17 protein-coding genes are annotated in these 20,716 nt (G+C 50.1%); 5 read left to right on the forward strand and 12 right to left on the reverse strand.

The window, feature by feature from the left end; genetic code table 11:
* Positions 1 to 84 precede the first annotated feature (84 nt).
* The 6 genes from VFS25_RS12265 to VFS25_RS12290 form a co-directional block, all read right to left on the reverse strand.
* Positions 85 to 1,830, reverse strand: coding sequence for a DUF885 family protein (locus tag VFS25_RS12265; RefSeq protein WP_326462440.1), 1,746 nt, complete (start codon positions 1,828 to 1,830; stop codon positions 85 to 87).
* 15 nt (positions 1,831 to 1,845) lie between these two features.
* Positions 1,846 to 3,096 (reverse strand): NAD(P)/FAD-dependent oxidoreductase, encoded by a 1,251-nt coding sequence (locus VFS25_RS12270; RefSeq protein ID WP_326462441.1) that lies wholly within the window; start codon positions 3,094 to 3,096, stop codon positions 1,846 to 1,848.
* Between the two features lie 11 nt (positions 3,097 to 3,107).
* The gene (locus VFS25_RS12275; RefSeq protein ID WP_326462442.1) at positions 3,108 to 4,109 is read right to left on the reverse strand and encodes a 4-hydroxyproline epimerase; all 1,002 of its coding nucleotides are present in this window, start codon (positions 4,107 to 4,109) and stop codon (positions 3,108 to 3,110) included.
* 224 nt (positions 4,110 to 4,333) lie between these two features.
* Complete coding sequence (locus VFS25_RS12280) at positions 4,334 to 5,788, reverse strand: APC family permease (protein ID WP_326462443.1); 1,455 nt, start codon at positions 5,786 to 5,788, stop codon at positions 4,334 to 4,336.
* A gap of 26 nt (positions 5,789 to 5,814) precedes the next feature.
* Positions 5,815 to 7,281 carry an aldehyde dehydrogenase (NADP(+)) gene (locus VFS25_RS12285; protein WP_326462444.1) on the reverse strand — a complete coding sequence of 489 codons (1,467 nt, stop codon included), beginning with the start codon at positions 7,279 to 7,281 and terminating at the stop codon, positions 5,815 to 5,817.
* Between the two features lie 107 nt (positions 7,282 to 7,388).
* A complete protein-coding gene (locus VFS25_RS12290) occupies positions 7,389 to 8,324 on the reverse strand; it encodes a dihydrodipicolinate synthase family protein (RefSeq protein ID WP_326462445.1) in 936 nt (311 codons plus the stop codon).
* Between the two features lie 257 nt (positions 8,325 to 8,581).
* Here VFS25_RS12290 and VFS25_RS12295 point away from each other — a divergent pair, with 257 nt between their 5' ends.
* Positions 8,582 to 9,463: an AraC family transcriptional regulator gene (locus VFS25_RS12295; RefSeq protein WP_326462446.1), complete on the forward strand. Its 882-nt coding sequence runs from the start codon at positions 8,582 to 8,584 to the stop codon at positions 9,461 to 9,463.
* A 13-nt stretch (positions 9,464 to 9,476) separates the two neighbouring features.
* Positions 9,477 to 11,765, forward strand: coding sequence for a S9 family peptidase (locus tag VFS25_RS12300; protein ID WP_326462447.1), 2,289 nt, complete (start codon positions 9,477 to 9,479; stop codon positions 11,763 to 11,765).
* A 239-nt stretch (positions 11,766 to 12,004) separates the two neighbouring features.
* Here VFS25_RS12300 and mnmD read toward each other — a convergent pair whose 3' ends face one another.
* Positions 12,005 to 12,679 carry a tRNA (5-methylaminomethyl-2-thiouridine)(34)-methyltransferase MnmD gene (mnmD, locus tag VFS25_RS12305; RefSeq protein WP_326462448.1) on the reverse strand — a complete coding sequence of 225 codons (675 nt, stop codon included), beginning with the start codon at positions 12,677 to 12,679 and terminating at the stop codon, positions 12,005 to 12,007.
* A 332-nt stretch (positions 12,680 to 13,011) separates the two neighbouring features.
* Here mnmD and VFS25_RS12310 point away from each other — a divergent pair, with 332 nt between their 5' ends.
* Positions 13,012 to 13,641, forward strand: coding sequence for a hypothetical protein (locus VFS25_RS12310; RefSeq protein ID WP_326462449.1), 630 nt, complete (start codon positions 13,012 to 13,014; stop codon positions 13,639 to 13,641).
* A gap of 91 nt (positions 13,642 to 13,732) precedes the next feature.
* Here VFS25_RS12310 and VFS25_RS12315 read toward each other — a convergent pair whose 3' ends face one another.
* Positions 13,733 to 14,683, reverse strand: coding sequence for an EamA family transporter (locus VFS25_RS12315; protein ID WP_326462450.1), 951 nt, complete (start codon positions 14,681 to 14,683; stop codon positions 13,733 to 13,735).
* A 168-nt stretch (positions 14,684 to 14,851) separates the two neighbouring features.
* Between VFS25_RS12315 and VFS25_RS12320 the strand changes: the two genes are divergently transcribed.
* Both VFS25_RS12320 and VFS25_RS12325 read left to right on the forward strand, forming a co-directional pair.
* Positions 14,852 to 15,481 carry a CGNR zinc finger domain-containing protein gene (locus VFS25_RS12320; RefSeq protein WP_326462451.1) on the forward strand — a complete coding sequence of 210 codons (630 nt, stop codon included), beginning with the start codon at positions 14,852 to 14,854 and terminating at the stop codon, positions 15,479 to 15,481.
* A gap of 6 nt (positions 15,482 to 15,487) precedes the next feature.
* Entirely contained in the window at positions 15,488 to 16,762 is a 1,275-nt protein-coding gene (locus tag VFS25_RS12325; protein WP_326462452.1) for an NAD(P)/FAD-dependent oxidoreductase, read from the forward strand.
* Positions 16,763 to 16,774: 12 nt separating this feature from the next.
* Here the strand turns inward: VFS25_RS12325 and VFS25_RS12330 are convergent, their stop codons facing one another.
* The 4 genes from VFS25_RS12330 to VFS25_RS12345 all read right to left on the reverse strand — a co-directional run.
* Positions 16,775 to 17,224, reverse strand: a complete 450-nt coding sequence (locus VFS25_RS12330) for a helix-turn-helix domain-containing protein (RefSeq protein WP_326462453.1) — start codon at positions 17,222 to 17,224, stop codon at positions 16,775 to 16,777.
* Positions 17,225 to 17,234: 10 nt separating this feature from the next.
* Positions 17,235 to 17,567, reverse strand: a complete 333-nt coding sequence (locus VFS25_RS12335) for a type II toxin-antitoxin system HigB family toxin (protein WP_326462454.1) — start codon at positions 17,565 to 17,567, stop codon at positions 17,235 to 17,237.
* Between the two features lie 198 nt (positions 17,568 to 17,765).
* Positions 17,766 to 19,940 (reverse strand): peptidase domain-containing ABC transporter, encoded by a 2,175-nt coding sequence (locus tag VFS25_RS12340; RefSeq protein WP_326462455.1) that lies wholly within the window; start codon positions 19,938 to 19,940, stop codon positions 17,766 to 17,768.
* A 25-nt stretch (positions 19,941 to 19,965) separates the two neighbouring features.
* Positions 19,966 to 20,716 (reverse strand): HlyD family secretion protein (locus VFS25_RS12345; protein ID WP_326462456.1); only part of this gene is annotated, 751 nt, incomplete at its 5' end.

Consider the following 20,716-nt stretch of genomic DNA (forward strand, 5'->3'; position numbering starts at 1 on the left):
TTTACATTTTACGTTGGATGTTTTATAGGTTATGTAAATAAAATTGCGCACCTCTCCGGCTCTTACATTTAACATTTGATATTCCTACAGTTTGTAAAACCGCCAGCTTGTTTTAAAATCCTTCGTAAGCTTTTGACGGGTGAGGATGGCGCGCACCATTTCCACCGGCATCTCATTTTCGTGCAGCACTGCATCGTGATATTGCTTATACGTCATTTTGCCGCTGACTACCAGCTCCTTTTTAAGCGCATAAAACTGCAGGCCACCTATCATATAAGCCAGCTGGTACAACGGGCTGTAACCCAGGCCGCTTACAAATGAGCGGCGCACTTCGCCGGCGGCATTTGCCCGTTCGTGCCCTACCCTGTCTACCAGGAAATCAATACACTGCTGCGGCGTCCATTTACCTAAATGAAAGTTCAGTGAAAAGATGATACGCGCGCAGCGGTGCATGCGCCAGAACAACATGCCAATGCGATCTTCCGGCGACTGCGGAAATTTCATATCCCACAACAGCAGCTCCCAGTATAATGACCATCCCTCTATCCAGAACGGTGTATCAAAATTGCGGTAAGCTTTATAGCGGCGGTTCATGTACATCTGCAGGTGGTGGCCTGCTATCAGCTCATGATGTACCGTAGCACGGGAAAAGTGCGGATTGTTGCCGCGCATGCTCATCAGCTTATCTTCCTCATTCATGTCTTGCGTTGGATAAGAAATGCTCAGCACCTCACCGCCGGTAAAGAACGGGTTTACCAGCTGCCGTTCAGGCGTCATCATAATCATGCGCCAGCTTTCTTCCGCCAGGAGCGGAATGGTAACCAGGTCGTGCTGTTTAAGGAAGGCAACAGACTCATTGTATAGTTTCATGATTGCCTCGGGCTGCTTACCGGCAGGCACATAGCTGTTCTTTACTTTCTCCAGCGCCTTTTTCCAGTCATCACCAAAACCCATTTCCCGGGAGGCTTTCAGCATTTCTGCATCACACCAGGCAAACTCTTTGTTGGCAATGGCTATCAGCTCCTCCGGCGTGTAGGGAATAAACTCGTTCTGCAGCTGCCGGATCAGCTCATCACGTCCAATTGGGTAACCGATAATACCGCTGCCATCGTCCTTTCCGCCAGGCGCTGCTTTTTCCTGCGCTTTCCAGGCAACAGCGTAGGTACCTAATGCCGTGTCTAATTCAGCATAAGGTTTGGCCATCCACCAGGTGTATTGCGGATCGTAGCTGTTGTAGAACCGGTGTATGCTGTGCACTGCATCCCGCAGGCCTTTTACAATGCCCTGCGCACGCAGTATATGGTAAATGTCAATGTGCTTTTCTTCCTTCAGCGCCTTTGCTTTCTGCAATATGTCGGCCGATATGCGGTGAAAATCTGCGGCCAGCTGCTGTGCATCCTGCTGGGTACCGCGGCGGCGTATCTTCTCTGCCGCATATATCTTTTCCGCAAAAGGGAACCAGCCGGACAGCTGGTTATACTGCGTTTCCTCTTCCTGCAGATCGTGCAGCTGCGCCGTCAGTTGCTGGCGGAACAACAGGTAATCAACCTGGCTGCCGGTAGGCAGGACATCAAAGTTCATTTGTTCCAGCTGCTGCAGGTACTGCTTATTCAGCTTTTGCATTTGCTGCCGCCGTTCCGGCGAGTTCACCACAAAGTAAAAGCGGCTGATGCTGCCCTTGTCTGCATTATACTGCACCATGAGGTTATTCACCTCACTGGTTTGTTCATATAATGCCGCGGGCGCCTGCTGCGCATGAACGGCGGGGATGGCGGCCGCCAGCAGCGCCGCAGCCCAAATTAACCCCGTGAATGCCTTTTTGCCCATCATATTCTATAGGTTTTCTTATCTCCTTTGCGGATAGAACGGTGTTATATCCATAGAAGCAGGTATGCCCTGCACCAGCTCACTTACCAGCTTGCCTGTACCGGCGCCTAAACTGATACCCAGCATAGAGTGCCCCGTGGCTACGGTGAAATTCGTATATGGATCTACGTTGCCTATGTAAGGCAGCCCGTCTGCGCTGCAGGGGCGGTAACCATACCACACTTTATTTGCTGGGGGCATGGGAACATCATAAGCCGGGAAATAACGCTTTACAGATTCCAGTATGCCCTGTACCCTTTGCATGCGGGGCGGTGCATTTACAGCAGTTATTTCCATGGTGCCGCCAAAGCGGATCTTGTTGCCGTCCATTGGTGATATGGCTACGCGCGCCTCACTTAATATAATGGAATGCTGCAGCTGGTAAGGTGCGTTTTCGTAAGTAACGGAATAACCACGGCCGCCAACCATCGGTATGCGCAGGCCCAGTTGCTTAGCCACCGCGCCGCTCCACACACCGGCCGCCAGCACCACATGATCTGCCGGATATATTTCCCCGGTGGTTTTTACGCCTTTAATATGATCGCCTTCTTTTATAAAACCGGTTACCTCCCGGTTGCCCATCAGCTGCACGCCTTTTTGCTGCAGCCATTCCAGCAGGCATTGCATCAGTTTATTAGGATATAGCTGTGCGTCGCAGGCAAAGTACAGGGCGCCCGCCGCATCAATTTCCGCACCAGGCTCCATGGCCTGCAGCTCTGCTTTATTCAGCAGCCGGGCGTTCAGTCCCAGCTTCAACGCTTCTTTTAGCGTATGTTCCGCATGGTGCGCATTTTCAGCTGTTTTAAAAAGCTCCAGCATGCCTTTGGGCTCATAGGAAAAGTTCATGCCCGGCAGCTTTGTCCAACTCTCATATAACCGCTGGCTAAGCAAAGCAATGTCCCGCAGGGGAATGGCGGAACGCTCTACATGTGCCCGGGTAGCGTTTTTCATGAATTTCAGCCCCCATGAAATGAGGCCGCTGCTCAAACGCGGCTGCACATAAAAAGGGCTTTTGGCATTAAACATCCACTTTAAGCCCTGCGACACAATACCAGGAGCGGCCAGTGGTACAAAATGGCTGGGGCATACATACCCCGCATTGCCATAGGAGCAGCCCTGCCGCATATCTGTTGTGTCTAATACTGTAACCTTATATCCTGCTTCCTGCAGGTAAAATGCGCTGCTAAGGCCGATGATGCCGCCGCCTATAATAATAACTTGCCTGGACATGTTCTTGTTTCCTATATTACCTGTAACCCGTATGCATACGGATCGTCTTCCGGGTCAATGGTGATTGTATTGTAGCCGTATATCCTGGCCCATCCTTCTATACTTGGACGGATGGCCGGACTATCGCCGATTTTGGTTTCTTCTTCTATACGGCCAATAAATTTGGAACCGATAATGCTTTCATGAATGAACTCGTCGCCTTTTTTAAGCCTGCCTTTGGCGTACCACTGCGCCATACGGGCAGAGGTGCCGGTGCCGCAGGGCGACCGGTCAATGGCTTTATCGCCATAAAAAACGGCGTTACGGGCAGTAGCGGTTGGGTCCAGCACCGCGCCGGTCCATAGTATATGGGAACAGCCGTTAATATGCGGGTTGTCCGGATGTACGAAGGTGTATTTTTCATTAATGCGCTTGCGCATTTCCCGCGCCCAGCTGATCAGCTGTGCAGCTGAATAATGTTCCAGCCCTTTAAAGTTTTCCTGCACATCTACAATGGCATAGTAGTTACCGCCGTAAGCTACGTCTACCTTCAGCAAGCCCAGGTCGGGGCACATTACTTCCAGGTCTGTAGCAGCCAGGTAAGCCGGCACGTTTGTAAGCTTTACGCTTTTCACTTTGCTGCCTTCCTGTTTGTAGGTAGCAGTTACCAGCCCTGCCGGCGCTTCCATGCGTACAACACCGGGAGTTTTAGGTGTTATGAGCCCTTCTTCAATGCCAATGGTAATGGTGCCAATGGTGCCGTGTCCGCACATAGGCAAACAGCCGCTGGTTTCAATAAACAGCACGGCTACATCATTGGCCGGATCGTGCGGCGGGTACAGGATGCTGCCGCTCATCATATCATGCCCTCTTGGCTCAAACATAAGCCCCTTGCGTATCCAGTCGTACTCGCGTAAAAAATGATTCCGCTTTTCGCTCATATTGCTGCCCTGCAATACCGGGCCACCGCCTGCTACCAGGCGAACCGGGTTACCGCAGGTATGCGCGTCTATACAAAAAAATGTGTGCTTCAAATCAATTATCAATTACGAATTACAATTGGCGAAACGCTTATTTTTATGCGTTGCCCATAATATTGCTGTGCGGGCTTTTGCCACGCACGCCCGCCGCTCTCTTCAAAAATATTTATACCATTCCATTGCAAAGTTGCAGGTATTGATCAAAGGTTTGCAAAAATTAACATAAATCATGTATTTCCTTGCTGTAACAGATTAAAATGAGGGCAGCAATGGTTTATTTACGGTAATTCACTGGCTACCGGTTCCGGTGGCTGTACTGCCGGTACGGTGCGTTTTTTACCCCATACGCCATAATACACCGGTATGCCCAGCAGCACCAAACCCAGTCCCGGCCAGGTGTACATGGGTTTATACGCCAGCAGCGACAGGCAAATAATAGTAGCAGCTATGATATAGAACAACGGCAGCACCGGGTAGCCTACCGCCCTGTAAGGCCGGTGCAGCCCGGGGCGCTTGCGGCGCAGCCGGAAAATACCGATAATGGTAAGCGTGTAAAAAATGAGCACCACAAATATCACGTAATCCAGCAGCTGGCTGTACCTGCCGCTAAGGCACAGCAGGCAGGCCCATACGCACTGCAGCCACAGGGCTTTTGCCGGCACGGCATTTTTATTCAGTGCGCCCAGCTGTTTAAAGAACAGGCCATCATTGGCCATGGTATAGTATACCCGCGCGCCGGCCAGTATTAAACCGTTGTTACAGCCAAAGGTAGATACCATAATAAGCCCCGCAATAATATAGGTGCCCACGCTCCCGAAAATGTGCACGGAGGCAGCTACTCCTATCCGGTCGCTTTCTGCAAAGGCTATCTCATGCAGCGGCATTACGCCCAGGAACATAAGGTTGGTAGATACATAAATGATGGTTACCAGCAAAGTGCCCAGGAACAGGCTAAGGCCGATGTTCCTTTCCGGCCGCTTGATCTCCGCTGCAATAAAGGTTACGTTGTGCCAGGAGTCGCTGCTGAAAAGGGTGCCCACCATGCTGCCGGCAATGGCGCCCATAACCGCCATGCCTGCATAGGGTACCAGTCCGCCCGGCGTTAGCTGCTGCAGGTTAAAACCGGTTTGCCAGTTAGCATCCCATACCTCTTTTCGGGCTGCCAGCAGCAGGCCGAAAATAATCAGCCCGAACAGGGCGGCTATTTTGGTAAGCGTAAAAGTGGTTTGAATGATCTTGCCTTCCTTTACACCCCGTGTATTCACATACGTTAGTAGTACAACCAGTAAAATAGAAGTAAGCTGCGCGGCGGTAACCTGCATAAAGCCCAGGTTAAGCAGTACATGCTTTTCGCTCAGCGCCGGAAAAATATACGCGGCAAATTTGGCAAAAGCCACGCCAACAGCAGCTATGGTGCCGGTTTGTATTACGGTAAAAAAGCTCCAGCCGTACAAAAAACCTACCAGTGGGTTAAACGCTTCTTTAAGGTACACATACTGGCCTCCTGCTTTGGGAAACATGGCGCTTAGCTCTCCATAGCTCAGCGCCGCTGTAAGGGTAAGCACGCCAGCCAGCACCCATACCACGGTGAGCCAGCCTGCCGAGCTTACATTACGGACAATATCCGCGCTAACAATGAAAATACCGGAACCTATCATAGAACCGGCTACGATCATGGTAGCATCCAGCAGCCCGAAAGAGCGCTTAAAAGATGTTGGTTGATCTGTTGACATAGCTTTTGGGTTGGGTTTGCGCCCTGCTACCCTACCGGCGACTGTGTATACGCATTATCCACCATGCGCCAGATGCCCAGCGGATTGGCGTTCTGCAGGGCGGCCGGCAGCATGCTGTCCATAAAACCCTGGAAGCATACGGGCCGCACCCAACGTTTAATGGCGCTGGTGCCTACAGAGGTAAAACGCGCGTCGGTAGTGGCCGGGAAAGGGCCGCCATGCACCATGGCTGCACAAACCTCCACACCGGTAGGCGGTGCATTGAGTATAATGCGGCCGGCCAGCGTGGTTTGCAGGGCAATAATATCCGGATGGGCCGCCATATCTGCCTCCGTACCTACGGCGGTAGTGGTGAGCTGGCCCTTTACACTTTTTAATACGTTCTTCAGCTCCTCTTTATCTTCACATACAACCAGCAATGATGAAGGGCCGAATACTTCTTCCTTTAACAGGGGATTGGCCAGGAAATCCCTGGCAGTTACGCGGGTGAGCATGGGTTGCGCTTCCAGTTCCGCCTGCGCGGTCACAGCCTCGCTAACCAGCGCCACGCCCTGCTGCGCCAACACCTGCTGCCGGCCTTTTACATAGGCCTGCGCAATGCCGCCGTGCAACATTTTCTGCGGTGCGCATTGAGCAATGGCCTCACCCAGCAGCTGCGCAAAATTGTCCAGCGCCTTGCTGCGGATGCCCAGCAGCAGGCCCGGATTAGTGCAAAACTGCCCCATCCCCAAAGTAACCGATCCGCCGAAGGTTTGCGCCAGCGCAGCTGCATTCTTCTCCAGCGTGTCAGGGAAAAACACCACCGGGTTAATGCTGCTCATTTCAGCAAACACCGGTATGGGGCGCTCCCTTTGATTGGCATAATCGAACAATGCCTTGCCGCCCTGGAAAGAGCCGGTAAAGCCAACACCTGTAGTCAACGGGTGCATTACTAATTGCCTTCCTATATCGTTGCCCGGGACAGCTACATGCTGTACCGTATGCTCGGGCATATTTGTTTTTTTAACGGCCCGCAGCATGGCGGCAAATACCTGCTGCGATGTTTGGGCATGTGCAGGATGGCCTTTTATTACCACGGTAGCGCCGGCAGCCAGCGCGCTGGCTGTATCTCCGCCGGCAGTGGAAAAAGCAAACGGGAAGTTGCTGGCGCCAAATACCACTACAGGGCCTATGGGCAGCAGCATTTTGCGTATATCGGCGCGGGGCGGCGTACCGGCGGTATTGGCGGTATCTATCACCGCCTCTACCCAGCTGCCTTCTTTTATTACACCCGCAAATAACTTCAGCTGGTTGGTGGTTCGCGTAAGCTCGCCATTCAGACGGGCTGGCGGCAGGTTGCTTTCCTGCTGGGCTATGGGCACCAGCACTTCCCGCTGTGCTTCCAGCTCGTCGGCAATCGCTTCCAGGAAAAGCGCCCTCACATGGGCCGGTACCTGCTTGTAATATTCAAATGCTGTAGCAGCCTGTTGCAGTACAATGTCTACATCTATCATAGTTACGTGCTTTTTTACAGTGAATAGTGAAGGGTGAAATTAATAAAATCTCCGCCTTCACCACTCACTTTTGGCTTTCATGAGGGGATGGTCTGTTGTTCACTGCACTATTTTGCATAGGCCATTGCCTTTATGGAAAGATAGTCCGGCAGTTCCGGGCGGTTAGCCAGGGCCGTATCTATCAGGGATAAAACCTGTTCGCGCTCCCTGCCTGCCAGTGTTAAGCGCGGCGCGCGCACATATTCGCTGCCCATGCCAACACGTGTTTCTGCCAGCTTAATGTATTGCACCAGCTTGGGATGCAGGTCCAGCTCCAGCAGGGGCAAAAACCACCGGTAAATATCCAGCGCCTCTGCCACGCGACCCGCTTTTACCAGGCGGTAAATGGCCACGGTTTCTGCCGGGAAAGCGCATACCAGGCCGCCTACCCAGCCGGTGGCGCCCAATACCATTTCTTCCAGCGCCAGGGTATCTACCCCGCATAATATTTTATAGCGGCTGCCAAAACGGTTGATCATTCGGGTTACGTTAGATACATCGCGGGTAGACTCTTTTACCGCCTGCACATTCTTACAGGCTGCGAGTTCTTCAAATATTTCAGGCGTAACGTTTACTTTATAATCCACCGGGTTATTATAGATCATAATGGGCAGGTCGGTAGATGCAGCAACGCTTTTGAAGAAAGCCGCTGTTTCCCGCTCATCGCTTTTGTAACGCATGGGAGGCAGCAGCATCAGGCCTTTGGCGCCCCAGGTTTGCGCCAGCTGCGCCAGTTTTACCGCTTCGGCAGTAGCGCCTTCGGCAATGTTCAGCACCACGGGTATGCTGCCTGCTACTTTTTCTACCGTGAATTTTACCAGTATCTCTCTTTCCGCACTGGTAAGGGTGCTGGCCTCACCCAGCGATCCGCCCAGGATAATGCCATCAATACCGGCGTTCAGCTGCGCCTTCAGGTTCTGTTCAAATAATGGAAGGTCCAATTCATCATTAGCAGTGAACTTGGTAGTGATCGCAGGAAATATCCCTTTCCATTCAATAGACATATTACACAAATTTTTTTCAAATGTATTTCAATCGTCACATGCAAACCAACCTGATTATAATCAATTATTACCTGATATTAACCGGTTTTAGAAAGGGATGGGGTAAAATTTGTAATATTGAGCCAATCCAATAATAATTAAGAATGAATAATTAATAATTAGTAATAAAGAAGGCAGTGCCCTCCCTGGAATACACATCCCTATTCATTTGTTAATTATTCATTCTTAATTATTAATTATAAAAAAACACGCATATTATGAAAGTGCTCCAGTTCACAATTCCCGTGCCGCTGGATAAATCCATTATTGTACAGAAAGATGTGCTGCCTTACTTTTACCCGCACCTGCACCGGCACCAGGAAGTGCAGCTTACCTGGATTCAAAAGGGGGAAGGAACGCTGGTAGCTGATAATAACATGCACGCCTTCCGGTCCAATGAAATATTCTGGCTGGGCGCCAATCAACCGCATATCTTTAAAAGCGAACCTTCTTATTTTTTACCCAAGAGCAAAAAGAAGATCGTGGCCTGGATGTTCTTCTTTAATCCCAATGGACAGCTGGCCTCTTTTTTTAACCTGCCGGAAATGAAGCTGCTCAAGAACTTTGTGCAGCAGCACCAGTCGGGCTTTAAACTGCCCTCCCAGCACGTAATAGAAGTGTCCAACAAAATGCTGCGCATAGCACAAAGCGCCGGCGCCGACCAGCTAATGCTGTTTGTGGAGCTGCTAAAGCAGCTAAGCAGCTACCCGGATCTTGCCCCGCTGAGCGCCGGCAATAAAACGCCTATGTTCAGCGAGCATGAAGGCATTCGCATTGGCAACATTTACAATTTTATTATGCAGCAGTATGATAAGCCCATAACGCTGGAAGACGCTGCCAAACAGGCGCACATGACGCCGCAGGCCTTCTGCCGCTTTTTTAAGAAACATACACTGCACACCTTTGTTTCTTTCCTTAATGAAGTGCGCATTAATGAAGCCTGTAAAAAGCTAACAGACGGGGAATACGATAACATTGCCACTGTAGCCTATACCTGCGGCTTTAACAGCATTACCAACTTTAACCGCGTATTTAAAGGCATTACCGGGCAGTCGCCCAGCGAGTATATGAACAGCTATTTCCAGAGTGTGGAACATTAAAATCTCCTCAATTATGCCATATATTAACCTCCCCAGGGCATTATGCCTGCTGCTTGTTACGTTTTTATTGCTGCCCGGCTATATGCCGTTACATGCGCAGGGCACTGCAGCAGATTACCGCCGGGCCAATGAATGGAGCGCCCGCATCCGCAACAAGCTCTATTATGCGCCCATCAGCTTCAACTGGATAGATAATACCCACCGCTGCTGGTATTTTGAGCAAACGCCCCGCGGAAAGGAATTTATAATGGTAGATGCTGACAAGCATTCCAGACAACCCGCCTTTGACCAGGAAAAGCTGGCCCGCAGCCTTACCGCGCTGCTGCAGCGTACCTACACTGCCTATGACCTGCCTTTTAGCAGGATAACATTCGGCAACAATGCCCAAACCCTTACTTTTAATATAGGCGATACCGTATGCCGCTGCCAGCTGCCGGATTACCGCTGCCAGGTAGTGGAAATAAAAAACGATGCTGCGCCTGCCCGCTACTGGGGCGCAGCACATGACGAAACAAACAACCCGCCGGTGCCTTCGCCCGACAGTAACTGGGTGGCCTACATACAAAACTATAATGTATATATCCGTAACCGTGCAACAAAAGAAGCCTTTCAGCTGAGCTACGACGGCTCAGCCGGCGAATTTTATTCGAGCTATATTGAGTGGGCGCCGGACGGCAAAAAGCTGGCGGCCGTAAAAATACGGCCCAATAAAAAACACCTGCTGTACCTCATCTCCTCCTCTCCCACAGATCAATTGCAGCCCAGGCTAACCACACGCGATTACCTGAAGCCCGGCGATGCGCTGCCTGTGCGCGTGCCGCAGCTGTTTTTAATTGACAGTAAAAAACATATTCCGCTGGACGCTTCCCTGTTCAGCCAGCAATACAGCGTAGGCAACCTGGAATGGCGGAAAGACAGCCGCGCTTTTACCTTTGAGTATAACCAGCGCGGACACCAGGTGTACCGCGTGCTGGAAGCAGATGCCGCTACGGGCAGGGTAAGAGCGCTGATAACCGAAACCAGCCCCACCTTTATTGACTACAGCAGTAAAAAATACCGTTATGATGTTAACGATGGCAAAGAGATCATCTGGGCATCTGAACGCGATGGCTGGAACCATTTGTATTTGTACGACGGTAAAACCGGCCAGGTAAAACATCCTGTTACCAAAGGCAGCTGGGTGGTACGATCTGTTGTTAAGGTAGATGAAAAGGAGCGCACCATTATTTTTGCCGGCAGCGGCCGTGAGCCTGGCCAGGACCCTTACCTGCTGCAGTATTACAAAACAGACTTTGAGGGCAGGCACCTCCAGCCCCTGACAACGGAAAATGCGCAGCACAGCGCAAAATTCTCTGACGATTATAAATATTTTATTGATACTTACTCCCGGGTAGATGTGCCGCCGGTAACCGTGCTGCGCAACGCCGACGGCAAAGTAGTAATGCAGCTGGAAAAGGCCAACATCAGCGGCCTGCTGCAAACCGGCTGGCGCGCACCGGAGGTGTTCTCAGCCAAAGGCCGCGATGGCAAAACAGACATATGGGGCATTATCATCCGCCCCTCCAACTTTGACGCCTCCCGCAAGTACCCCGTAATAGAAAATATTTATGCCGGCCCGCACAGCTCCTTTGTGCCCAAAACCTTCCAGGCCGGCTACCGTGGCATGCAGGAGCTGGCAGAGCTGGGCTTTATTGTGATACAGGTAGATGGTATGGGCACCTCCAACCGCTCCAAAGCCTTTCATGATGTATGCTGGAAGAACCTGAAGGACGCAGGCTTCCCGGACCGTATTTTATGGATGAAAGCAGCCGCTGCCAAATATCCCTATATGGATATTACCAGGGTAGGCATTTACGGCACTTCTGCCGGCGGACAAAATGCAGCCGGCGCCGTGCTGTTTCATCCTGAATTTTATAAGGTAGCCGTAGCCTCCTGCGGATGCCATGATAACCGTATGGATAAAATGTGGTGGAATGAGCAATGGATGGGCTGGCCCATTGGCCCGCAGTATGAAGAGTGCTCCAATGTTACCCATGCGGGCAACCTGGAAGGCAAGCTAATGCTGATATTAGGCGAAATGGACGATAACGTGGATCCCTCCTCTACCCTGCAGTTGGTGAATGCCCTTATAAAGCACAACAAGGATTTTGATTTTGTAATGGTGCCGGGCATGGGCCATTCTTCCGGCGGCGACTACGGCGAGCAAAAGCGCCGCGATTTTTTCGTGCGGCACCTGCTGCATGTGGCCCCGCCGGATTGGAATGATATAAAAGTAGATAATAAAATGCTGGGAAGCAGGTAAGCAACAGCCCTGCCCGCTGCTAAGCCGGCAAGCGTTTGCGGCTGTAATCTTTTTCTAGGGTGCGGGTAACAGTTACCTGCTTGTCACGCCCAAGGGAAATAAGGGATGTGGGAAAAAAGCTGTTTCCATAAACGAGCAACACTTTACATTCGCGCCTGAATAGTACTACTTGAAAATTTATACTCGTTACTAAATACTATCCCTCAATATAGGAATAGTTACGGCAAAAACAAATGTGCTTAACATGGTTTATGCGCTCTTATGATCTCTCTTTTCCCCGGAGGGCCTGCCAGCTTTTCCACTACGAGGCCGGCTGCCTGCATGGCCCTTCTTACCATACCTTTACTACAGTAAGTAAGCAGCACTCCACCGGGATGCATGCGTTCGGCCAGCTCCGCAAACACAGCGGGCGTCCACAGCTCCGGCTGTATCTCCGGTGCAAATGCATCAAAATAAACCAGGTGAAATAATGTAGTGGACTCCGCCAGGTAGTCTGGTAACGACTGCTGCTTTTTTAACAGCGAAAACTGCGGATGCAATGGCGCTACCTGTTCCCAGGCCGCACTGTGCAAGGCTTCCAGCGTATGTCCCGTACCGGGTTTTAACAAAATATTATAATTCAGCGCCTGCACTTCCTGCGTCGATAACGGGTACAGCTCTACTGTTTCATAGTATACCAACTGCCCGCTGGCAATGGCTTCCTGTAAAGTGAGCAGCGCATTCAGGCCGGTGCCAAAGCCCATTTCAAAAACAGATAATGATGCGTGCCGGTGCAGCAGCGGCCGCAAACCCGCTGCTATAAATATATGCATGCTCTCCTGTATAGCGCCATGGGTGCTGTGATACGTAACCTTTGTACCGGACAGGCCTATAGTATGTGACCCGTCTGCTGTAAGCTGAATGTGCCGTTCCATACCACAAATATAATAGCGCAATGCCATGCTACGCGCAGGTATACACGGATCAGGAACGTGTGGACATAGTCAACAAATACATACGTTGATTGGGTGAGGGTTCTACAAAATCAATTCGTTAAAGAAATGTTACACAAAAAATACCCGGCCGCTGAAATGCCCTGTTATCAAAGGGATTGAGCCTTTTTAACAAATCTTTGCTGATTTTGCGCAGGGTTTTTGTCTTATTTCCGGCAAGTAGCCAATTGAAATGGTTCACGCTTAAAACGGAAGCGTCTTTAAAATTTCTAAACAATAAAATGGAATTCGTTAACCATAAAAATTGAAAAACGATGAAAACACAGATCTTGAAATTTGGCCTTATGGCAGGCGTTGGAGCGATGATGCTTACACAGGTAAACGCTAAGAATGTTAGTGCAAACAGCACATCCCGTGACACGGCTACTATAGCTGACACAGCTAACTTTAAAGTAGATACTGCAGCTTTTGCAGTAGACACCGCAGCATTTAAGATGGACACTGCTAACTTTAAAGTAGACACTGCTGCATTTGCAATTGATACCGCAGCAGTTGCCGACACAGCTACCTTTAAGGTAGATACAGCTTTTGCCGCAGATACCGCAGCTTTTACAAACGACACTGCTGCCTTTATTAAAGACACCGCTGCCTTTGCTGCGCCTGACACTGCATTCTTTAAAGATACTGCCAGTTTTGTAACAGACACCGCCTCTATGGCCCGGAAAGACACTTCCTTTTTTGTAAAAGACACCGCTGCAATGCGCGCTGATACTGCTGCTTTTGTAAAAGACACTGCTGCTATTGCAAAAGATACCGCAACTATCCGTCGTGATACCGCAGTAATCCGTGATACTACTACCACTCAGGCAGCAGATACCACTGGTAAAAAACATGAGAAAAAATGGAAGGAAAAAGCCAAGAAAGATACCACTATGAAGCAGTAAGCTTTAACGGTTAAGAAGATATTGCTATGGAATAGTGAACAAAACTTCTTCTGAAAAAAGCGGGTATATCATTTATGATACACCCGCTTTTTTAGTTTACGGTCATTTGCTTATTTGCCTTTACCAACCTGTAATTAGGCACATTGGTAAACAGCACTCCTACCAGTATTACCAGCAGCGACATAATTTGCAGTAAAGTGATCTGCTCATTGGCAAAGGCCCATCCTATCACGACTGCCACCACCGGGTTTACATACGTATGCGTGCTTACCAGCGCCGGCGGCCGTATGGTAATAAGCCAGGTAAAAGCCATATATGCCACCAGCGATCCCATTGTGATCAGGTACAGCAATCCGCCCCAGGCGGCCGGCGATGCCGCACTTATATTAAAGTCAGCCCATTCGCCTGTAAACAGCGCGGTAAGCGCGCTAAAAAGGCCTGCAGCCAACAGCTGCAGGCCGGTTGTCAGGGTATTGGAATGGCTGTGGTCCAATTTATATTTTGCATACAGGGAACCTATCACCCACAGGATAGCCCCCAGCAGCAGCACCAGGTTACCCGTCAGCAGCATGCCCGGATCTTTTGCTTCCTGCGGCGCCGCCTGGGTATAATGAAAGAACAGCACAATGCCGGTAAAGCCGGTAACTAACCCGCTCAGCACCCATTTATTGGAAAAGTAGATGCCCCATTCTTTGCGGTCCATCAGCAGGAAGAAAAAAGGTTCGGTAGCCATAATAATGGCTGCATAGCCGGAATTCACATACTGCTCTGCCCAGGTAACCAGGCCGGTACCGCCTACCAGCATTAAAATACCGCTTACCGATGTATTTTTAAGCGTGGCGGCATTGGGTAATTTTTCGCCGCGCGCCAGGCACCACACCAACAGTATAATGCCGGCAATAACACACCTCAAAGCTGTTAGTACAAAAGGCGGAAAACCCTTTATTCCGTACACAATGGCCAGGTACGTGGTGCCCCATACAATGTAAATGGCCATAAATGCCAGGATAACCAGCCATCGTGGTGAATTTTGCGATCTCATATTCCGGACGGTTAATGTTTGAATGCCGCAGTACCGCTACTGCCGGTAAACCGGCCAGTAGCATTTTACCAGTAAAATAGATTTTACCGGTATAAATCTAGGCAATTATCTACTACCATCAAAAGCTTTTTTACTGGTAAAAATAACGTACCTTTCCGCCGGTATTTTATGAGCAAAGAGAGAAATATTGATACCCTGCCTTTAGATGGAGGCGCCCTCTGCTTCCATTTCATCAATACCGTTAATACCTGGCGGGAAGGTCATCTGCATGAGTATTTAAACAGCTACCCTACCCTGCTGCAATGGTGCAGCAAGGTGAACATACTTACCGCCAAAAACCGTAAAGCCCTGCAGCAGCATGCAGCCAGGCATCCCGAAGCAGCTGTTAAAGCCCTGCAAAAAACAAAACAGGTGCGGAAGCTGCTGTACTGCTTTTTTTCCGCCATTGCAGCCGGCACTCCGCAACAGCTGAAGGATGAGCAGCTGCAGCAATTTAACGCAATGCTATCTGCCGCATTATCACACCTTTGCGTTACTGTAAAAGGCACGCAGGTAGAGCAGGGCTGGCAGCACGATGCGGCCGATCTGCTGGCGCCCCTGTGGGTGGTAATGAAATCGGCCTATGATGTGCTTACACAGGAAGATCATGCGCGCATTAAGGAATGTAGTATCTGCGGTTGGATATTCCTGGATCATACCAAAAACAACAAGCGGCGTTGGTGCAATCCCCTGAGCTGTGGCAGCATAGAAAAATCTAAAAAGTATTATCATAAAAAAAAGCGGGAAGCAGTAGACTGATAACTTATGGCACAGGCAGATGTAATCATTATTGGCGCAGGTGCTGCCGGTTTAATGGCAGGCAGGGAATTAACAAAAGCGGGAAAAAAGGTGCTGCTGCTGGAAGCCCGCGATCATATCGGAGGGCGCATTTACCAGCATACAGGCGCGGAGTTTATTCACGGCGATCTGCCGGTTACACTACAGCTGCTGCGGGAAGCCGGTATTTCCTTTCATGCCGTTGAAGGCACCATGCTGCAATCATTGAGCGGGCAGCTGATGCCGGTAGCGGATTTGAGCATTCCGCACTGGCCGCTTTTTGTGAAGCAGCTGAAAGCGCTGGAAACAGATGTGTCCCTGCAGGATTTTCTAGCACAACATTTTTCAGCAGCAGAATATGCCGACCTGAGAGATACCGTAATACGCTACGCCTCCGGTTATGATACCGCCAACCCTGCAGATGCCAGCATGCTGGCTATGCGGGAGGAATGGCTATCGGAACATGAGGCGCCCCAGTACCGCATCAGCGGCGGGTACGACCGGCTTACTGCGTTCCTGGCAACCGGTATTACCAACAGCGGCGGCAGTATTGAATTATCAGCCGTAGCGCAGCATATACACTGGCAGCCACATACGGTAAAAGTAACCACTGCTGCGGGGCGGCAGTATACCGCGCGGCAGGCGTTAATAACCGTACCACTGGGCGTATTGCAGGCAGTACCGCCTGCACCGGGCAGCCTGCAGTATTTTCCGCCATTACCTGCGCAGCAGGCAGCCATACAGCAAATGGGCATGGGTGGTATTATTAAAATACTGCTGCAGTTCAGCAATGCCTTCTGGGAACATCAAACTATTCATGGCAAAAGCGGGCAGGATATTACGCTGATCTTTTCACAGGAAGCAGTGCCTACCTGGTGGACACAATATCCCGAAAAATCCACCCTGCTCACCGGGTGGCTGGGCGGGCCGCCGGCCAGGGCATTAAAAGATGCGCCGCAGGAAACCATACTGCAAATGGCCATTACATCGCTGTCAAACATTTTCAACCGGCCGGTAAATGAGCTGCAGGCTTTACTGGTGAAACCGCACATCGTCAACTGGACCAATGATCCGTACACCCGCGGTTCCTACTCTTATCCTACTATACATACCAAAACAGCATTGCCCGTATTAACCACGCCTGTTGCCAATACTTTATTTTTTGCCGGTGAAGGGTTATATGAAGGAGCGCTTATGGGCACGGTGGAAGCAGCGCTGGTAAATGCAATGGATGTAGTGAAAAAGATGCTGGAAGGGCAATAAAAAAGGCGGCAATTAACGTACCGCCTTCAGCTTTTTGGCAGTATCTGTTACCGGGGCTTTTTGCAGCTGCGTATTTAGCGGAGATACCAGTTTGTAGGGCCTGTTAAACAGCTCTTGTGATACCTTGAACCTTTCTGCAAGCTTGCGGATGTTTTCTTTGGAAAGGCCCCGCCGGTAATGCAGCATATCTGATACCAGGCTTTTACTGATACCCAGCATAGCTGCCAGCTCGGTAGCTTTTATGTTATTTTCTTCCATGAGGGATTGCAATACCTCAATGGGATTGGCATCTTTAAAGCTGCTGTGTGATTGATCCCAGGTTTCTATTAATAAGGTAAGCAGCTCTATTTCATCGGTAAGCCCCTGGGTAATATTTGGGGCCGCTACTAAATTTGCCAGTATATTACAGTATTCATCATACTGTTTTTCGGACTTTATTACTTTGTACTTTAGCTTTTCCATAACCCTGTTTTTAATAATCACTAATAATATATTGTTTGCTGCTGTCGCATAACGCTGTATAAGCGGCGTGTGTACCTATCCAGCATACAAACAGGTGTACCTGCGATGCGCCAAATGCATATTGGCATATCATACGGTGATGGTTACCTCCAATATTAAAAACCACCCGCCGGCTGCCATTTCCTAAAAGATCTGCGGTGCCAAAGGTATGCAGCATATCTTCGGGAATATCCCAATCTGCAAATTTTACCTTTGTAATCCATAACTCAAAGGCGCTTCTGCTGCCTGCATGCGCTTTTGCATACTTTTCAATTGTTTGCAGCTTAATTAAATGCACTTTCATGCTTTCCTCTTTTACAAATTTATTAAAAAAAGTTCACAAAATGCGAACACCCCGTTTTTTTTTTCGCTCTTTGCAATAAATACTGATTTAAGTATGCCGCCAGGTGCGGCAATACAATAGTTTCAGCAACAAAATTGTAGCTGCAGTACGCGCAGGCACTGGAGTAGGTAATTACAAGGCAAAGTTTCCGTATCAGCGCTACAGCATGCCCTGGTGGTGGCTCCACAATTTGGCATATACCCGGTTACGGGCCAGCAGCTGTTTATGGGTACCTGTTTCTGCCAGTACGCCATCCTGCAGCACCACGATCTGGTCGGCGTTAACAACAGTGCTCAGGCGGTGCGCAATCACGATTACGGTTTTACCCGCGTCGCGCAGCTCCTGCATGGCGTTTTGCACATACAGGTCGGAAACAGGGTCAAGAGAGGAGGTAGCTTCGTCTAAGATCAGTATTTCGGGGCAACGGTAAAGGGCGCGTGCAATAGCAATACGCTGGCGCTGCCCGCCGGAAAGGTTCAAACCATGTTCGCCCAGCAGGGTGTTAAAGCCTTCCGGCAGTTTCTCAATAAATTCAAGAATACCAAGCTGCTGTGCAACACGCAGCACCAGCTGCATATCCGGCGCAAATTCGCCCACAGCTATGTTAGCGGTAATGGAGCCGGCAAACAGGTTTATTTGCTGCGGCACCACGCTTACCAGCCGGCGCAGGCTCTCATGCTGTATATAACGAATATCGGTATGCCCGATGGCGATAGTGCCTTCTTTTAGGGGATAAATATGCTGCAGCAGCGACATGAGGGTTGATTTGCCGGACCCGCTTTCTCCAACAATAGCAGTGATACGGCCTTTTTGCAGCTCCAGGTTAAAGTCCCGGAACACGGGCGCCTGGCTGCCGTAGCTGAAAGTAACGTTACTAAACACAATATTACCGATCATGTCCGGCAGCAGCGCTATCTTTTGCCCGGCCTCCTCATGTTCAAGGTCCATGATCTCAAACAGGCGGTCGGCGGCAATAAGGGCGTCCTGCATACTTTTATTGGCCGTTATAAGGCCGATGGCCGGCCCGGTGAAATAACCCACCAGTGCGTAAAACGACAGCAGCTCTCCGGGGCTCAGCTCGCGGTTGATCACAAACACGGAACCGGTCCATAATAAGGCCACTATAAAAAAGCTGGTTACAAATGTAGCGGAGCTGCCTATATACAGGTTGCTGATGGCCGAGCGGTAAATGGTTTTCAGCAGGCGTATAAACCGGTGCTCCGTTCTCATGTTGGCAAATTCTTCCAGCCCAAAGCGTTTAATGGTGGCAACAGCATTCAGCGACTCCACCAGCTGGCTCTCCAACTCCGCGTTATCCTCCATCAGCCTGCGCTGCAGCTTTTTATTGATACGGTTGCCCAGCTGGTAAATAAGCAGGTACACCGGTATAATAGCCAGCATAATGAGGGCCAGCTTCCAGTAGTAGGTGAACATCAGGACAAAGGAAAAGATGACAATAAAAACGTTCACTACCAGCGTTAGCGCTACATCGTTAATGAATACACGTATTTTAACCGCATCGCTGATGCGGGAGGTAATCTCCCCTACCCGCATGCTATCAAAAAACTGCTGCGGCAGTTTTAATAAATGTTTGTAATAGCCCAGTATGAGCTGCGCATCCAGCTGCTGGCCGGTTTTAATGGCAAAAACACTTTTAAGGTTACCTATAAACAGCTGCAGCAGCAGTATGGCCAGCATAATAACTCCCAGCAGGTTCAGCAGGTTGCGGTTACCCTCTACCAGTACATTATCTACTATTTTTTGTACGTAAACAGCGGTGGACAGGCCCAGCAATGTGTACACCAGGGCGCCAAACAGTGACTGTGCAAGTACCGAACGGTGGGGGCGCAGCAGGTACCAGAAACGTTGCAGGTGCGATGCTTTTTCATTACCGGCTTTAAATCCGTCGTCCGGCATCAGCAGCACCAGCACATGGGTCCAGATCTTTTTAAATTCATCATGCGTAAGATGATGATACAGGCCGTCAGCAGGGTCCATTATTACCACGTGTTTGGCTGTTACGCGGTACACCACTACAAAATGCTGCAGTATGCCGTTTATTATCACATGAGCAATGGCAGGTTTGGGAATATTGACCAGCGCCTCCGGCGGGCCTTTTACTCCTTTGGCCTGGAAGCCAAGTTTTTGCGCCGCCGCTATAAGTCCCAGCACATTGGTGCCGTTACGGCCGGTACTGGCATATTGCCGGATGCGGGCTACAGGCAGCTGTAAACGATAATAAGCGGCAGCTGATGCCAGGCAGGCTGCGCCGCAGTCACTGATGTCGCGCTGTTTTACACGGGCATTACGTTTTAATCTGGCATCATTTGTCATGATTAATGGTTATATGGTTATATGGCTAAGTAGCGCTGCGGGCAGGATTTATCCAGTCGTCAGCCTTATCATACAGCAGCTGAAACAGGCTGCGTTTGGTAAGGATAAACCGTGCCTGGAAAGTCATTCCCTTTTTAAGGCGGCCCTTTACGCCGTTACGGGTATGCAGCTCTGTACCGGCGAAGCTGCACTTTACTTTAAATACAGGCTGGTTCTCCACCAGCGTAAAATCATTATCAATTGATAAAACCTTCCCTTCTGCAAGCCCCCACTCATTATAGTTAAACGCATCTACCTGGAACCTGACCGGCATACCGGTTTTGAGATAGCCAATATCTTTGGGGCTGATGTAGCATTCCGCCACCAGGTTAGAATCCGGGGAAATAATACCCAGCAGCTCTCCGGCCTGTATATAACCGCCTGCGTACACGCCCGTGAACTGCTGCAGGGTGCCGCTTACAGGCGCTTTAATAATGTTCCATTCCTTTTCCTGCTGCAGCTGCCGCGTATCTGCATGCAGGCGGCTGCTCTCTTCCCGCAGGTGGCTCAGCGCCTCCTGCCAGGCGCTGCGCTGCTGTTGTATGGTTGACTGGTAGGCGGCCTGGCTTTTTATATATTCATATTGCCGGTCGGCAAACTCCTTTTTGGCGATCACCTTTTCGGCAAACAGCTTTTCATACATCGCCATATCGGCCTTCAGCTTATTTACAGTGGCCAGCTGCTCTTTAAGAGCAGCCTGGTACAGCTGGTATTGCTGCCGGTATAAAGGCGATTGC

Origin of the sequence: Chitinophaga sp. (assembly GCF_035761305.1) — a bacterium.
Lineage (GTDB): Bacteria > Bacteroidota > Bacteroidia > Chitinophagales > Chitinophagaceae > Chitinophaga.

What these genes read in the sequence shown, in the direction of transcription:
- VFS25_RS12265 (WP_326462440.1), bottom strand. Translation starts at nt 1,830, where the DNA reads ATGATGGGCAAAAAGGCATTCACGGGGTTAATTTGGGCTGCGGCGCTG.
- VFS25_RS12270 (WP_326462441.1), bottom strand. Translation starts at nt 3,096, where the DNA reads ATGTCCAGGCAAGTTATTATTATAGGCGGCGGCATCATCGGCCTTAGC.
- VFS25_RS12280 (WP_326462443.1), bottom strand. Translation starts at nt 5,788, where the DNA reads ATGTCAACAGATCAACCAACATCTTTTAAGCGCTCTTTCGGGCTGCTG.
- VFS25_RS12285 (WP_326462444.1), bottom strand. Translation starts at nt 7,281, where the DNA reads ATGATAGATGTAGACATTGTACTGCAACAGGCTGCTACAGCATTTGAA.
- VFS25_RS12290 (WP_326462445.1), bottom strand. Translation starts at nt 8,324, where the DNA reads ATGTCTATTGAATGGAAAGGGATATTTCCTGCGATCACTACCAAGTTC.
- VFS25_RS12295 (WP_326462446.1), top strand. Translation starts at nt 8,582, where the DNA reads ATGAAAGTGCTCCAGTTCACAATTCCCGTGCCGCTGGATAAATCCATT.
- VFS25_RS12300 (WP_326462447.1), top strand. Translation starts at nt 9,477, where the DNA reads ATGCCATATATTAACCTCCCCAGGGCATTATGCCTGCTGCTTGTTACG.
- mnmD (WP_326462448.1), bottom strand. Translation starts at nt 12,679, where the DNA reads ATGGAACGGCACATTCAGCTTACAGCAGACGGGTCACATACTATAGGC.
- VFS25_RS12310 (WP_326462449.1), top strand. Translation starts at nt 13,012, where the DNA reads ATGAAAACACAGATCTTGAAATTTGGCCTTATGGCAGGCGTTGGAGCG.
- VFS25_RS12315 (WP_326462450.1), bottom strand. Translation starts at nt 14,683, where the DNA reads ATGAGATCGCAAAATTCACCACGATGGCTGGTTATCCTGGCATTTATG.
- VFS25_RS12320 (WP_326462451.1), top strand. Translation starts at nt 14,852, where the DNA reads ATGAGCAAAGAGAGAAATATTGATACCCTGCCTTTAGATGGAGGCGCC.
- VFS25_RS12325 (WP_326462452.1), top strand. Translation starts at nt 15,488, where the DNA reads ATGGCACAGGCAGATGTAATCATTATTGGCGCAGGTGCTGCCGGTTTA.
- VFS25_RS12330 (WP_326462453.1), bottom strand. Translation starts at nt 17,224, where the DNA reads ATGGAAAAGCTAAAGTACAAAGTAATAAAGTCCGAAAAACAGTATGAT.
- VFS25_RS12335 (WP_326462454.1), bottom strand. Translation starts at nt 17,567, where the DNA reads ATGAAAGTGCATTTAATTAAGCTGCAAACAATTGAAAAGTATGCAAAA.
- VFS25_RS12340 (WP_326462455.1), bottom strand. Translation starts at nt 19,940, where the DNA reads ATGACAAATGATGCCAGATTAAAACGTAATGCCCGTGTAAAACAGCGC.